Genomic DNA, 14,149 nt, shown 5'->3' with positions numbered 1-14,149 from the left:
CCCGAAAAGACCCTGGCGCCGACTTCCCCTCCTTAGCTATAGTACTAGGTACCTAGTTAAATGGAGTTGCCGATGATCGAGTTCCACCTCGACGCCCGTTCGGGCCTTTCGCCGTACCAGCAGCTGGTCCAGCAGGTGCGGCACGCCCTCCGGCTGGGCCTGCTCGAAAAGGGGGACCAGCTCCCGAAGGTCAAGGACGTGGTCGCCGACCTCGCGATCAACCCGAACACCGTGCTGAAGGCCTACCGCGAACTGGAGCACGACGGCCTCGTCTCGGCCCGCCCCGGCGTCGGCACCTTCGTGACCGCGACGCTGAACGGCGGCACTTCTTTCGCCGTACTCGGGCCCCTGCGGCAGGACCTGCGCCGCTGGCTGGGCAAGGCCCGCAAAGCCGGTCTCGACGAAGAGAGCATCGAGGCCCTGCTGATGTCCACGTTTCGCGACTCCGCCAGAGAGGACATAGCGTGACCGTCCTGCGTGCCCAGGGACTGGGCAAGAAGTACAAGCGCAAGTGGGCGCTGACCGGCTGCACCCTCGAGATCGAGGCCGGCCACGTGACCGGGCTCGTCGGCCCCAACGGCGCCGGCAAGTCCACCCTGCTGAACATCGCCTCCGGCATGCTGGAACCGACCACCGGCTCGGTCGAGGTGTGCGGCGGTGTGCCGGGCAGCGGCCCGGACCAGCTGGCGAAGGTCGGCTACGTCGCCCAGAGCACGCCCGTCTACACCGGGCTGACCATCGAAGAGCACCTGCGGCTCGGCGCGCACCTCAACCCGCGGTGGGACGACTCGCTCGCCACCAAGCGGGTCGAACGGCTCGGGCTCGACCCGAAGCAGCCCGCCGGCAAGCTGTCCGGCGGCCAGCGCGCGCAGCTCGCGCTCACCCTCGGCATCGCCAAGCGCCCCGAGCTGCTGCTGCTCGACGAGCCGGTCGCCGCGCTGGACCCGTTGGCGCGCCGGGAGTTCCTGCAGGACCTCATGGAGGCCGTCGCCGAGCACGAGCTGTCGGTCGTGATGTCCTCGCACCTGGTCAACGACCTGGAACGGGTCTGCGACCACCTCATCGTGCTGGTGGACTCCCAGGTCCGGGTGATGGGTGACGTCGAAGAGCTGCTCGCCACGCACCACCGGCTCTCCGGGCCGCGCCGCGAGGTCGACTCGCTGCCGGCCGACCAGCACGTCGTCTCCGCGAAGCACACCGACCGCCAGACCACCGTGCTCGTCCGCACCGAGGCGCCGATCCTCGACCCCGCGTGGACGGTCGCGCAGATCGGCCTCGAGGACCTCGTCCTCGAGTACATGAGCAACCCCGCCGCCGCCCGCCCCGCCCTGGAGGTCCTGCGATGACCTGGCTGACCTGGCGCCAGTTCCGCGTCCCCGCGCTGTCCGTGTCCGCCGCGCTGGTCCTGATCGGCGTCGTGCTCGCGATCACCGGGCCGGAGCTGGTCGGGCGCACCAACTTCTCCGACCAGGACGTCCTCTTCAGCGGCACGATCCTGGCGCTGTACCTGCTGCCCGCGGTCATCGGCGTCTTCTGGGGCGTCCCGATGATCACGCGCGAGCTGGAAAGCGGCACGCACAGCCTGGTGTGGAACCAGACCGTCACGCGCAAGCGGTGGCTCACCACCAAGCTCGGGTTCGGCATCCTGACCGCGATGGTCGCGGCCGGCCTGCTCGGCTGGGCGGTGTCGTGGTGGGCGAGCCCGATCGACGCGCTCGCGGCGCAGCAGACCGATCGCGGGATGCTCTCGCGCATGGCACCGGTCGTGTTCGGCGCGCGCGGCATCGTCCCGATCGGCTACGCGGCCTTCGCCCTCGCGCTCGGCGTCGCGGTCGGGATGCTGCTGAAGCGGACCGTGGCGGCCATGGCCGTCACCCTGGTCGCGCTCGCCGCCGTGCTGCTCCTGGTGCCGAACTTCGTGCGTCCGTACCTCATCCCGCCCGAGCAGACGACGATCCCGATCGTCTCGCGGGACATCACGAACATCACCGGCGACGACACCCACGGGATCCTGGAGATCGGCATGCGGAACCCGGCCGGCGCGTGGGTGCTGGCGAACGAAACCGTGGACTCGGCGGGCACCGTGGCCGATCCGCTGCCGTCGTTCATCCAGACGTGCGCCCCGAGGCCGGACCAGGGCCCGCCGGAGCGCGGCACGATCGAAACGTGCATGGCGCAGCTGGGCACGCACGGCTACCAGCAGCGCCTGACCTACCAGCCCGGTTCGCGGTTCTGGCCGCTGCAGTGGCTCGAACTCGCGCTGTACCTCGCGATGACCGCCCTGCTCACCTGGTTCTGCTTCCGCCGCGTCCGCCACCTTTCCTGATCACGGTTCCTGGGGGAATCATGCGCACTCTCGCGGTAGCCACCGCCTTGACGCTCACTCTCGCCGCCTCGCCCGCTTCGGCGAGCACCACGCCTTACCTGCCCCGCCCGACCGGCCACGAACCCGTCGGTGTCACCTCACTGTCCCTCAAGGACACTTCGCGTCCGGACCCCTGGGTGCCGTCGGTGCCCTACCGGGAGCTGATGGTCTCCGTCTTCTACCCGGCGACGTCGGCGAACGGGCCGACGAAGCAGTACATGACGCCGCTCGAGTCGGAACGCAACCTCGAACGGCAGAACATCCCGGGGCTGCCCCTGGACGTCCTGAGCACCGTCCGGACGAACGCCGTCGTCGACGCGAAGCCGGCCGGGCGGTGGCACGGCCTCCCGCTGGTCGTGCTGTCTCCGGGCTGGACGCAACCGCGGGCCACACTCACCGCGCTGGCCGAGGACCTCGCCAGCCGCGGGTACGCCGTGGCGGCGATCGACCACACCTACGAAAACCGCGCCACCACGTTCCCCGACGGCCACGTCACCGGGTGCGACGCCTGCGCGGTCGACGACCAGCCCGGGTTCTGGGAGAAGTTCGCGCAGGTGCGGTCGAAGGACACGTCGTTCGTGCTCGACTCGCTGCTGCGCTCACCGAAGTGGGGCGCGCTGATCGACCCGCAGCGCATCGGCATGACCGGGCACTCCGCGGGCGGCGCGATCACGACACAGGCGATGCTGGCCGATCCCCGCATCCGCGCCGGGGCCGACATCGACGGCTCCATCCACGTGCCGCTCCCGGCGTCCGGGCTGTCGCGGCCGTTCCTGTTCCTGGGCAGCATGGACGACTACACGCCGGGCACGCCCGGTCCGTACGACGACTGGGAGACGGACTGGACGCACCTGACCGGCTGGAAGCGCTGGCTCATGGTGTCCGGCACGGCGCACCAGTCGTTCACCGACCTCGGCGTGCTCGCCGCCCAGCTGGGGGTCGACCTCGGCGCGTCGATCGACGCCTATCGGGCGCTGGCGATCACGCGGAACTACGTGAGCGCCTTCTTCGACCGGAACCTGCGCTGCCGTCCGCAACCGCTGCTGACCGCGCCGTCGCCCGCCTACCCGGAAGTGACGTTCATCGGATGAGAATCAAGAGCATCACGGTCATCACCGCGCTCACGCTCGCGTTGACGCCGTCGTCCGCTTCGGCGGACCCGGCGCTCACGCTGGCGAAGCCGACCGGCGACCAGCCGGTGGGCACGACTTCCCTGTACCTCAAGGACACCTCGCGCCCCGACCCGTGGGTCCCGTCGGTGCCCTACCGCGAGCTGATGGTTTCCCTCTTCTACCCGGCGGTTTCCTCGCAGGGACCCAAGAAGCAGTTCATGACCGAGGCGGAAGCGAAAGCCGTCTTCGACGAGGCCGGCGTCACCGGCGTTCCGCCATCGGTGCTGACGACCGTCCACACCGACGCCGTCGTCGACGGGCGGCCGGCGGGGCGCGGGCTGCCGCTGATCGTCCTGTCCCCCGGCTTCAAGCGGCCCCGCGCCGAGCTGACGTCGCTGGCCGAGGACCTGGCGAGCCACGGCACCGCCGTCGCCGTGGTCGACCACACCTACGAGAACGTGGCCACGACGTTCCCCGACGGCCGGGTCACCGGCTGCGCGGCCTGCGGCAACCACGACGACGCCTTCTGGCAGAAGCTGCAGCGGGGCCGGGCGAAGGACGTGTCGTTCGTGCTGGATTCGCTGACCCGCTCGAAGTGGGCGTCGCTCGTCGACGCGTCCCGGATCGGCATGGCCGGGCACTCCGTCGGCGGCGCGAGCACGATCGACGCCATGGTGACCGACCCCCGGATCAAGGCCGGGATCGACATCGACGGCACCACGGACGACCCGCTGCTCGCACCCGGCCTCGACCGGCCGTTCCTGTTCCTCGGGCGGGCCGGCACGTACACGCCGGGCACCGGCGTCGAATCCGGCACGTGGCAACGGGACTGGGACCAGCTGAAGGGGTGGAAGCGCTGGCTCGTCGTCGCCGGCATGGCGCACCCGTCGTTCACCGACATCGGCCTGGTGGGCGAGCAGCTCGGCCTGGACTTCGGCGCGACGACCCCGGCCGCGCGCGGCCAGGCCGTCACCGCGGCGTACGTCCGCGCGTTCTTCGACCAGCACCTGAACGGCCGGGCGCAGCCGCTGCTCGACCAGCCGTCTTCGCACTACCCGGAGGTCAGCTTCGCCATGACGTCGACGCCGTACCTGCCCGCCCCGACCGGGGACCGGCCGGTGGGCAGCGCATCCGTGTACCTGAAGGACACTTCGCGGCCTGACCCGTGGGTGCCGTCGGTGCCCTACCGGGAGCTGATGGTCTCGCTCTTCTACCCGGCTTCCTCGTCGCAGGGACCGAAGACGCAGTACCTGACCGCGGCGGAGTCCGCGGCGCTGCTGAAGGACAGCGGCCTGAGCGTGCCGCCGGACCTGCTCACCACGATGGTGACCAACTCGGTGGCCGGCGCCCGGCCGGCCGGGCACGGGCTGCCCCTGGTGGTGCTCTCGCCCGGCTACACCAAGCCCCGTGCCACGCTCACCGCGCTGGCCGAGGACCTGGCGAGTCACGGATACGCCGTCGCCGTGGTCGGCCACACGTACGAGAACGCCGGCCAGAGCTTCCCCGACGGGCGCTTCGCCGGGTGCGCATCCTGCGATGTCCCGCACGATGGCGCGTTCTGGGAGAAGCTGGAGCTCGGCCGGGCCGCCGATGTCTCGTTCGTGCTCGACTCGCTGACTCGCTCGAAGTGGACGTCGCTCGTCGACCCGGCCCGGATCGGCATGGCCGGGCATTCCGTCGGCGGCGCGAGCACGCTCCCCACGATGGTCGCCGACGCCCGCATCAAGGCCGGGATGGACATCGACGGCACGACCCACACCGGGCTGAACCCGCCCGGGCTGTCCCGGCCGTTCATGTTCCTGGGCCACCAGCTCGGGGAAACCGCGTGCACAGCGGGAGACCCGACGTGGGAGCGGGACTGGGCGCAGCTCACCGGCTGGAAGCGCTGGGCCGAGGTGAAGGGCGCACAGCACGCGTCGTTCACCGACGTGGGCCTGGTCGGCGACGAACTCGGCGTCGACTACGGCGCGACCACGAGCGCGCTGCGGGCCCAGGAGATCGCCCGGGCCTACGTGAACGCCTTCTTCGACCGGCACCTGCGGGGTGAAGCACGGCCGGTGCTCGACTCGCCGGGGTACCCGGAAGTCTCGTTCTGCCACTGAGCACGGCGGAAGCGGCACGCGTGGGGGTGTGCCGCTTCCGCCGTCCTGGCGAAAACGGCCGCCCGCCTCCGTGCGGCCGTCAGAGCTTCCCGCCGGCGACCGGCGGCATGTCCGGCGCGTCCTCGACTCCCGCGGCCGCCTCGCGGTACAGGTGGTTCTCGACCTCGAAGAGGTTGTCCGCGGCCCGCTCGACGACCGTGAGCAGCGTGGACATCTGGGCCACCTCCTCCACCTGCTCCTTGAGGAACCAGGCCACGAACTGCTCGCCGAGGTAGTCCTCCTCCAGCCGCGCGGCCTTCGCCATCGCCTCGATGTCGGCGGTCACCGCCCGTTCCTGGTCGAGGGCCAGCTCGATCGCCTCGTGCACGCCGGAGAAGTCGTTCCGGACTTCGCCGCTGCCCGGGATGGCCACCGGCTGGCTCCGGTCGAGCAGGTACTGGACCATCGCCAGCGCGTGGTTGCGCTCCTCGAGCGACTGCCGGTAGAAGCGTTTCGCCAGCCTGGGCAGGTCGCGCGCGTCGAACCAGACGGCGAGCGCGACGTACTGCTGCGCGGCGGTGAACTCGTGCCGGATCTGCGCCTGCAGGAGTTCGGAGAACTTCGAACGCTGGGTGTCGGCCATGCCCCACAAGGTACGGCGCCCGGCTGGCCCCGCGCACCCGTCGGCCGCGTCACTTGCGGGGCTGGTACTGCTCCACCCGGATGCTGTCCTTCACCGCGTCCAGCAACTCGTTCCGGGCCGTGTTCAGGGCCCGGTACTCGGGCTTTCCGGGGTTGATCAGCTCGTGCCACAGCGAAACGACCACGCCGCTGCGGTCCTCCAGCTCGTGCGCCCGGGCGATCAGCACCGGCGTCCCGATCACCTCCAGCATCGCGACCTGTTCGCGCATGCCCGCGAGCGCGTCGGCGCCGGCCTGGTACCGCAGGCGGCGGTCGTCCTCGTCGGTGAGCACCTGGTAGCGGTAGGCGGTGATCCGCGCGAGGTACCGGGTGATCTCGAGGTAGGTGTCGCGAATCTCCCGGTCCCACCGGCGGCGGTCTTCCCGGTTCAGCTTCCGGCGGTCGCTCACCGCGATCGCGAGGAACGCGAGCAGCGCACCCGCGAGCAGGAAGCTCCCGGCGATCACCGGACCGCCCCACCAGGGCGCGGGTCCCGGAACCGGTGCGGCTGGGGCGAGTGCGGTCGGCACCGGCGAGATCATGCGGGCACGATACCCGCGAAATCCGGAGAAAACGCCCGCCGTTCGCGCCCGGGCTACGATCGGCGGGTGCCGAGCCACCTCCCCGACCTCGCCGGCACGGTCACCTGCGTCACCGGCGCGTCCGGCACGATCGGCCGCGGGATCGCGCTGCGGTTCGCCGAAGCGGGCAGCGCGGTGGCCGTGCACCACCGCCGGCCCGATGCGGGTGACGACGTCGTCGCGGCGATCGAAGCCGCGGGCGGCCGGGCACGCGCGTTCGCCGCCGACCTGACCGACGACGGCGCGTGTCACGCGCTGCTGGCCGCCGTCGCGGACTGGGGCGGGCGGCTCGACGCGCTCGTGAACAACGCCGGCGTCCAGCCGGTCGAAGCGCTCGCCGACCTGACGGCCGAACGCTGGCGGGCGATGCTGGACGCGACGCTGACCAGCGCGTTCTCCTGCACCCAGGCGGCCGCGCGGCTGATGGGCGACGGCGGGAGCGTCACGCACATCGCCTCGATCGAGGCCCGGCAGCCCGCGCCCGGGCACGTCCACTACAGCTCGGCGAAGGCCGCCCTGGTGATGCACGCCCGCGGGGCCGCGCTGGAGTACGGGCCGCGCGGGATCCGCGTCAACACGGTGTCTCCCGGCCTGATCTCGCGACCGGGGCTGGAAGAGGACTGGCCGGAGGGCGTCGAACGCTGGCGCCGCGCGGCTCCGCTGGGCCGGTTGGGGACACCGTCGGACGTCGGGAACGCGTGCGTCTTCCTGGCGTCTCCGCTGGCGTCCTGGATCACCGGACAGGACTTGGCCGTCGACGGCGGCGTCACGGCCCGGCCGACCTGGTAACGTGGAACACGTTCTAGTTTCTGGGGGTGCGATGACCTTCCCGATCGTCGACGGCGTGCCGCCCGGGCGCGCGCTGCTCGGCAGCCGGATCCGGGAGCTGATCGAGGCTTCCGTGTGCGTGGGCGGCGACGCCGACTTCGCCGCCGCCGCGCGTCAGGTCGAAGCGGTCACCGCCGCCCTGCGCACCGCCGGCGGCGCGCAGCCGTTGCTGCTGGCCGCGCTCGAAGGCGGCGGCCACCTCAGCGTCAACAACCCCCTCGAAGGACCCGGGAACCCGCTGGCGCCGCCGCTGAACTGGACGTACATCGGGCCGGACGAGGCCCGGGCCGACGTCCTCCTCGGCGCGGCGCACGAAGGACCGCCGGGGCGCGTGCACGGCGGCTGGGTGGCGGCGGTCCTGGACCACGTCCTGGGCCGCGCGACCGCGGCGGCCGGTTTCCCCGGGATGACGGCGTCGCTGACGATCGACTACCACCGGGGCACGCCGTACGCCGTGCCGCTCGCCGCGGCGGGCCGGCTGGAACGCCGCGACGGGCGGAAGCTGCACGCGACCGGGACCCTCGAAGCCGGCGGCGTCGTCTGCGCCACCGCGAAGGCGATCCTGGTGCACTTCAGCGCCGACCGGTTCCCGGTGCCCACATCGGACTGAAGCCCGGCGCCCGCCGAGCAGTCTGCCGCGGCTGGTCGTGAGTGAGAAACAGGGTTCTAACCCTGTTTCTCACTCACGACCTCACGGAACCATCGTCGTGTGGCGGGCCTCCGAATTCGACGAAGTCATCAGGACCGCGCAGATCGGCACCGCCATCGCCAGCGCCGCGAGCACGAACACCGGGAACAGGAACGAGAACACCTCCGTGCCGGACGGGTCCGGCGCCCCCGGGTCGAGGTGGAGGCGGATCGCCGCCATGCCCGTGTAGTGCATGCCGCTGACCGCCGCGGCCATCACCAGGCCCGCCGCCAGGCGGGGCAGGAGCTTGTCCAGCCCGACCGTGAACCACAGCGCCGCCGTCGCCGCGACCACCGCGATCACCACCGACAGCACCACCAGCGTCGGGTCGTAGTCGATCGTCCCCTTGATCTGGACCGCCCACATCCCGGTGTAGTGCATGCCGCTCACCGCGAGCCCGGTCAGCAGCCCGCCGAGCAGCAGGCGCTTCCAGGCGAACCGGTTGCGGACGCCGAACACCAGCAGCCCGCAGAACACCGCCACCACCGACAGGAGCGCGGACAGCGCCGTGCGCACGATGTCGTAGCGCACCGGCAGCCCGGGCGTGGAGAACCCGAGCATCGCGATGAAGTGCATGACCCAGATGCCGACGCCGCCGATCGACACCGCCGCGAGCGCGAGCCAGGTCAGCCGCGTGCGTGCGTTGTCCGTGGTCCGCGCCTGCAGCGTGCAGGCGAGCCCGAGCGCGCAGCCCACCACCGAAGTCAGGTACGCGAGCACGACGAGCCAGTGACCCATCGCGAAGTCGTCGTGGTCCATGTGCATTTTCCGTGCTCCTGTCAGGCTTGCCGCCGGCGCGGTGCGTGCAGTTCCTTGAGGGCGTGCTCCGCCGCGGCGATGAGGGTCTCTTTCGTCGACTCCGGTGACCGCGCGTCGCAGGTGATCACCTGGACCTCGGCCGGGATCTTGAGGGCTTCGCGCACCTGCTCCGGCGGGTGCTGGAGGGTGTCCTGGAACTGGTTGACGGCCACCAGGAAGGGCAGCCCGCGCGACTCGAAGAAGTCGATCGACGCGAAGCAGTCCGCCAGCCGGCGCGTGTCGACCAGGACGATCGCCGCCACCGCGCCGCAGACGAGGTCGTCCCACATGAACCAGAACCGGTGCTGGCCCGGCGTGCCGAACACGTAGAGGATCAGGTCGTCGGCCAGCGTGAGCCTGCCGAAGTCCATCGCCACCGTCGTGGCGACCTTCCCCGGCACCGCTTCGGTCCGGTCGACGCCGACGGCCGCGGCCGTCATCACGGCTTCGGTGCGCAGCGGGTCGATCTCCGAGACGGCGCCGACGAAGGTCGTCTTGCCGGCTCCGAACCCGCCGGCGACGACGATCTTGGCCGAGGTGATCCGCTTGTCAGAGTACACGTAGTCCACTGAGGACCCTTTCGAGCAGGTCGTTGCGTTCGTCGAAGGAGGCGTCCGCGGTGAGCGTGTCGCGGATCGACACCTGGCCGGCGACCAGCAGGTCGCCGATGAGCACCCGGGCCACGCCGAGCGGCACGCCCAGGTGCACGGCGACCTCCGCCACCGAGCGCTGGCGCAGGCACAGCTGGGTCACCGTGGCCAGCGGGTTGGTCGGGCTGAAGGGCGCCTTCCGTCCCTCCGCCGTCGTTTCGACGAGGGCTTCCACCGCCAGGTCGACCCTCGGCCGGGTGCGGCCGGCGGTCCACGCGTACGGGCGGGCCAGCGACGCCGCGTGCCGCCCGCCTTCGCGGCGGCGGCCTTCGGTCACCTGCTCACTCCCGGGGCGGCCGCGGGCCGCGCGGGTGTCTCGACCATCTTGCCGACCCGGTCGACGAGCAGCGTCATCTCGTAGCCGACCAGGCCGATGTCGCAGCCGGGGTTGGCCAGCACCACCAGGTTCGAACCGTCGCCGACGTTCATCAGCATCAGGAAGCCCTGCTCCATCTCGATGACCGACTGCACGACCCGGCCCGCGGTGAACAGGTCGGCCGTGCCGAGCGCGAGGCTCGACAGGCCCGACGCGATCGCCGAGAGCTGGTCCGCCCGGTCGCGCGGCATCGAGTCGTTCGCCGCGACGAGCAGGCCGTCCGCCGAGACGAGCGCCGCGTGCGCGACGCCGGGCACTTCCTGCGTGAACGCCGACACCAGCCAGCTCCGGGACTGGTCGACCACTTCCGCTCCTTCCTGTCGCGCGATCATCACTGGCCCTTCGGGTCGGGCGCGACCCGGTGCCGGGCCGCGCGCATGCCGCTGTAGTGCCGGGAAAGGTTGTTCCGCACCGCGGCCGGGTCCCGGAACGACGTATCGGCCGGCTGGGGCTGACGCGGGGCGACCGAGCCCGGGGCGAGCTGTGCACCGGGCTGCCGGGTCGGCAGGCCCGAGTCGGTGAACTCGAGGTCGTCCAGCGTGCCGACCGCGGCTTCGGCGGCCTGCCGGACGTCGTCGGCCGGGGTCGCCCACCCGCCGGGCCGAGCCGGTTTCGCGGGGGTCTCGGCGAACCAGTGCGAGAGCATCTGGTCGAAGATCGGCGTCGGCATCGGCGAGTTCTCCGCGACGGCGGGGGGTTCTTCGGCGGGCCACCGGGGCTCCGGCTCGTGCCGGACGGTGCCGTTGACGGCCGGCGCCGGCAGCCCCGGCAACCCGGGCCGCGCCGGCAGGTCGACCAGGATCAGCACGCCCGGGACGTGCACGCTGGCGGTGATGCCGGCGCTCGCGGTCCGCGTGGTCGTGGGCCGCAGCCGCACGGTGATCCCGTGCGACGCCGCCAGCCTGCTCACCACGAACAGGCCCATCCGGCGGGTGGTCTCCGGGCTCACCGACGCGCCGGCGGCGAGCCGGGCGTTCGCCGCCTCGAGGTCCTCGCGGGTCATGCCGAGGCCGACGTCGACGACCTCGATCAGCACGCCGCCGTCGAAGCCGCGGTCGGCGGTGAGCACGACGGGCTCGTCCGGCGGGGACGACCGGATGGCGTTCTCCAGCAGTTCGGCGAGGATGTGCACGACGTCGGCCGCGGCCTCGGACTGCACCGACCCGCGGGGCGCGTTGCCGAGCGTGACCCGCTGGTAGTCCTTGACCTCCGACGTCGCAGCCCGCAGCAGCTCGACCGTCGCGACCGGGCCGACGTCGCGGCGCACCGGCCGCCCGCCCGCGAGGACCTGCAGGTTCTCGCCGTTGCGCCGCAGCCGGGTGGCGATGTGGTCGATCTGGAAGAGCTCGGCCAGCCGCTGCGGGTCCTGCTCGTCGGCTTCGAGGTCCTCGATCACCGACAGCTGCAGCTCCACCAGCGACTGGCTGCGCCGCGACAGCGTCATGAACATCTCGCTGACCTGGATGCGCATCTCGGCCTGCTCGCCGACGGCCAGCCGCACCGCCTGCCGGTGCATGTCGTCGAACGCACGGGCCAGCTGGCCGATCTCCTCCTCGGAGTCGACGGGGAGCCGCTCGACCGCCCGCCAGTCGACGTCCTCGCCTTCCCGGATCCGCTCGATGGTGCCGGGCAGCCGGCGGCGCGCGGTGTCGAGCGCGGCCGCGTGCAGCCGCCGGATCGGGGCGACCACCGAGCGGGCCACGGCGAGCGCGATGGCCAGGGCGCCGAGCAGCGAGGCGAGCACCAGCGCGGCGTCGCGCAGGGCGTCGGACCGGGCGAGGTTGGTCCGCGCGCCGACCGCGTCCGAAAGCGCCTTCACCTGCTCGGCGAGGATGCTCCCGAGCGCCGCGCGCTTGGCCGCGGGTCCGCCGGCGCCGGGGATGGTGGCGGCGGCGAACCGCGCGGCCACCGCGCCGGCCGGCAGCGCCCGGCGGATCTGCCCGGTGAGCACCGATTCCTCGGCGACGGTTGCCGCGAGCGTATCCGCCGACCTCCCGTCCGGCACCTCCTGCCCGGCAAGCGTCGTCCTCAGCTGCATCAACGCTTTCGTGATATCGGCCGAAGCGTCGAGATCGGCATTCCCGGCCTGATCGACGATGCCGGGGATCACTTCGCTGAGGGAGACGACGAAGTCGTGGTAAGCAGGGGTTTTACCCCCCGCGGAACCGCTCTGCTGGCGCAGGCCGGCCAATTTTCCCAATTGATCTTCCAGCGTCCGCGAAATCTCCGGGCTCAGCTGCGCGAATTCGGCGTCGTGGCGGATGACGGCGGCTTTCGCGTCGACCGCGGCGGTCTGCGCGGCCCCGCCGTCGTGGATCATCTCGTCGTCGACCAGCCCGGTGAGCTCGGCGATCCCTTGCACGACCGGCATTTGGTCGCGCACCGCACTGAGCTCGCCCGCCTGGCCGAGCTCGGCCTGCACGCGCCCACCGGCCAGCAGCAGCGCGACGAGGACGGGCAGCAACAACACGACGGAGATCTTGGTGCGCAGCCGCCAGGTGCCGGGATTCCACGACGCGGTGGAACGACGGTGAAGCGGTTCGTCTTCTTTCATCGGTGGCGTGGCTCGATTCGTACCTGTGGCCCGAGAACGATTTCCGGGATTTTTTTCCACGGAATTCAGACCGGAGACATAACCCCGGCGACGGCAGCGCTGTCAAGGAACACCGGCCGTTTCCCCCATACGCACCAGCTACACAGGGTGAGCTTCGACAGCCCGGCTCTTTACCTTTGCGGACGGTGAGCGAACCTTCAAGATCGCGCGGAAAACCCCGGGGATTCCGTGAATTTCTCCCCGCGCCGCCGCGAATTGTCCATTTAGGACCAGTGGCCGGACCGACCCCCAGCCGGTCCGCACCCGGCACGCGATGTCATCGCGGCCGTGCGGGCATGAAGGTGCCAGCGGCGCGCGAGCCGCGTCAACCGGCACGGAAACGTTTCGCACCTGCTCGAAACGTCGCAGGTCACAGTGCGGCGGGACGCCGCGCCACCGGCGGCTATCCTCGCCCGGGAAAGGGCGGTAAGTCGATGCTCAAGATTCACTTCACGGACGCGGACCTGGCGAAGCTGACGATCGCCGAGGACGCCGATCCGATGTGGGAGCTGCTCATGAGCAGCTACCGGATCCGGCGTCCGGAGGGCGAGCCGTTCTTCGGCCGGTGGCGCAGGGGGTCGCGGTCCGCGGTCCCCGAGTCCGGCCGGCTGGTGATGTCCGCCGTTCCGCCGTACGGGTACTGCCCGGACTTCCTCACCCCCGCCGCGCGCGCCACGATCGGCGACGGCGTCTCGGCGGTCCTCGAGACACCTGCCGCGACGCTGACCGCCGACGTCGCCGAGCTGGCGGCCCAGGGCACGCGCGTGACGCCGTGGCTGCACCGGCTGGCCGGCGGCGAGACCCGTGAACTGCACCGGCTCGGCACGGCCCTGCACGACTACTACCGCCAGTGCGTGGCCCCGGACTGGGCGACGGTCCGCCGCGTGGTGGCCCGCGACCGCCGCCGGCTGCAGTCGAACCTGGACCGCGGCGGGCCGCAGCTGCTGCTCTCGACGGTGCACCCGGACATCACGTGGTCACCGCCGGTCCTGCGGGTGCGCTTCCCGATCGAGCAGGAGCTCCACCTGGACGGCCGCGGCCTCCGCCTGATCCCCACGTTCTTCGCGCACGGCATGCCGACGACGTACAAGGACCCGAGCCTCCCGCCGGTGCTGGTCTACTCGATCGGCCACACGCGCTTCGACAGCGACGCGGAGCCCGGGCCGTCGCTGGCGGCGCTGCTCGGCCAGACGCGGGCGCGGGTGCTGATGACGGTCGCGATCACGCGGTGCAACACCAGCGAACTGGCCGAGCTGACGGGCGTCTCGCTGGCGACGGCCAGCCAGCACGCGTCGGTGCTGCGGGCCAGCGGGCTGATCACCACCGCCCGGTCGGGGAAGTCGCAGATCCACGAGATCACGCCGCTGGGACTGGGCGTCATCCGGGCCAGCTGACA

At 71.6% G+C, this 14,149-nt stretch carries 15 protein-coding genes; 8 read left to right on the top strand and 7 right to left on the bottom strand.

The window, feature by feature from the left end; translation table 11 throughout:
- Positions 1 to 72 precede the first annotated feature (72 nt).
- The 5 genes from QRX60_RS22600 to QRX60_RS22580 are packed head-to-tail and all read left to right on the top strand — an operon-like array spanning position 73 to position 5,579.
- On the top strand, positions 73 to 468 hold the full coding sequence (locus tag QRX60_RS22600; protein WP_286002757.1) for a GntR family transcriptional regulator: 396 nt from the start codon (positions 73 to 75) through the stop codon (positions 466 to 468).
- Positions 465 to 1,346 (top strand): ABC transporter ATP-binding protein, encoded by an 882-nt coding sequence (locus tag QRX60_RS22595; protein WP_286002756.1) that lies wholly within the window; start codon positions 465 to 467, stop codon positions 1,344 to 1,346. The genes QRX60_RS22600 and QRX60_RS22595 overlap by 4 nt, the downstream gene beginning before the upstream one ends.
- Entirely contained in the window at positions 1,343 to 2,326 is a 984-nt protein-coding gene (locus QRX60_RS22590) for a transporter (protein ID WP_286002755.1), read from the top strand. Before QRX60_RS22595 ends, QRX60_RS22590 begins: the two co-directional genes overlap by 4 nt.
- Positions 2,327 to 2,346: 20 nt before the next feature.
- Complete coding sequence (locus QRX60_RS22585; protein ID WP_286002754.1) at positions 2,347 to 3,456, top strand: alpha/beta hydrolase family protein; 1,110 nt, start codon at positions 2,347 to 2,349, stop codon at positions 3,454 to 3,456.
- Positions 3,453 to 5,579 (top strand): alpha/beta hydrolase family protein, encoded by a 2,127-nt coding sequence (locus QRX60_RS22580; protein WP_286002753.1) that lies wholly within the window; start codon positions 3,453 to 3,455, stop codon positions 5,577 to 5,579. Before QRX60_RS22585 ends, QRX60_RS22580 begins: the two co-directional genes overlap by 4 nt.
- A 79-nt stretch (positions 5,580 to 5,658) precedes the next feature.
- Here the strand turns inward: QRX60_RS22580 and QRX60_RS22575 are convergent, their stop codons facing one another.
- Together QRX60_RS22575 and QRX60_RS22570 are read right to left on the bottom strand one after the other, a co-directional pair.
- Positions 5,659 to 6,201: a ferritin gene (locus QRX60_RS22575; protein WP_286002752.1), complete on the bottom strand. Its 543-nt coding sequence runs from the start codon at positions 6,199 to 6,201 to the stop codon at positions 5,659 to 5,661.
- A gap of 49 nt (positions 6,202 to 6,250) precedes the next feature.
- On the bottom strand, positions 6,251 to 6,781 hold the full coding sequence (locus QRX60_RS22570) for a hypothetical protein (protein WP_286002751.1): 531 nt from the start codon (positions 6,779 to 6,781) through the stop codon (positions 6,251 to 6,253).
- 66 nt (positions 6,782 to 6,847) lie between these two features.
- On the opposite strand from QRX60_RS22570, the gene QRX60_RS22565 reads away from it, so the two are divergent.
- Both QRX60_RS22565 and QRX60_RS22560 read left to right on the top strand, forming a co-directional pair.
- Positions 6,848 to 7,609 carry an SDR family NAD(P)-dependent oxidoreductase gene (locus QRX60_RS22565; RefSeq protein ID WP_286002750.1) on the top strand — a complete coding sequence of 254 codons (762 nt, stop codon included), beginning with the start codon at positions 6,848 to 6,850 and terminating at the stop codon, positions 7,607 to 7,609.
- A gap of 31 nt (positions 7,610 to 7,640) precedes the next feature.
- The gene (locus QRX60_RS22560) at positions 7,641 to 8,258 is read left to right on the top strand and encodes a PaaI family thioesterase (RefSeq protein WP_286002749.1); all 618 of its coding nucleotides are present in this window, start codon (positions 7,641 to 7,643) and stop codon (positions 8,256 to 8,258) included.
- Positions 8,259 to 8,339: 81 nt separating this feature from the next.
- On the opposite strand, the gene QRX60_RS22555 is transcribed toward QRX60_RS22560, so the two are convergent.
- Genes QRX60_RS22555 through QRX60_RS22535 form a run of 5 tightly spaced genes read right to left on the bottom strand, consistent with a single transcriptional unit; the run spans position 8,340 to position 12,630 of the window.
- Entirely contained in the window at positions 8,340 to 9,095 is a 756-nt protein-coding gene (locus tag QRX60_RS22555) for an MHYT domain-containing protein (protein WP_286002748.1), read from the bottom strand.
- 20 nt (positions 9,096 to 9,115) lie between these two features.
- A complete protein-coding gene (locus QRX60_RS22550; RefSeq protein ID WP_286002747.1) occupies positions 9,116 to 9,703 on the bottom strand; it encodes a GTP-binding protein in 588 nt (195 codons plus the stop codon).
- Positions 9,684 to 10,061 carry a DUF742 domain-containing protein gene (locus QRX60_RS22545; protein WP_286002746.1) on the bottom strand — a complete coding sequence of 126 codons (378 nt, stop codon included), beginning with the start codon at positions 10,059 to 10,061 and terminating at the stop codon, positions 9,684 to 9,686. Before QRX60_RS22545 ends, QRX60_RS22550 begins: the two co-directional genes overlap by 20 nt.
- Positions 10,058 to 10,492, bottom strand: coding sequence for a roadblock/LC7 domain-containing protein (locus tag QRX60_RS22540; protein WP_286002745.1), 435 nt, complete (start codon positions 10,490 to 10,492; stop codon positions 10,058 to 10,060). Before QRX60_RS22540 ends, QRX60_RS22545 begins: the two co-directional genes overlap by 4 nt.
- Complete coding sequence (locus QRX60_RS22535) at positions 10,492 to 12,630, bottom strand: HAMP domain-containing sensor histidine kinase (protein ID WP_286002744.1); 2,139 nt, start codon at positions 12,628 to 12,630, stop codon at positions 10,492 to 10,494. The genes QRX60_RS22540 and QRX60_RS22535 overlap by 1 nt, the downstream gene beginning before the upstream one ends.
- A 557-nt stretch (positions 12,631 to 13,187) precedes the next feature.
- On the opposite strand from QRX60_RS22535, the gene QRX60_RS22530 reads away from it, so the two are divergent.
- On the top strand, positions 13,188 to 14,147 hold the full coding sequence (locus QRX60_RS22530) for an ArsR/SmtB family transcription factor (protein ID WP_286002743.1): 960 nt from the start codon (positions 13,188 to 13,190) through the stop codon (positions 14,145 to 14,147).
- Positions 14,148 to 14,149: the final 2 nt, after the last annotated feature.

The organism is Amycolatopsis mongoliensis, from assembly GCF_030285665.1.
Taxonomy (GTDB): Bacteria; Actinomycetota; Actinomycetes; order Mycobacteriales; family Pseudonocardiaceae; genus Amycolatopsis; species Amycolatopsis mongoliensis.
The sequence above is the reverse complement of the archived record's forward strand: the minus strand, read 5'-3'. Positions and strand labels throughout refer to the sequence as shown.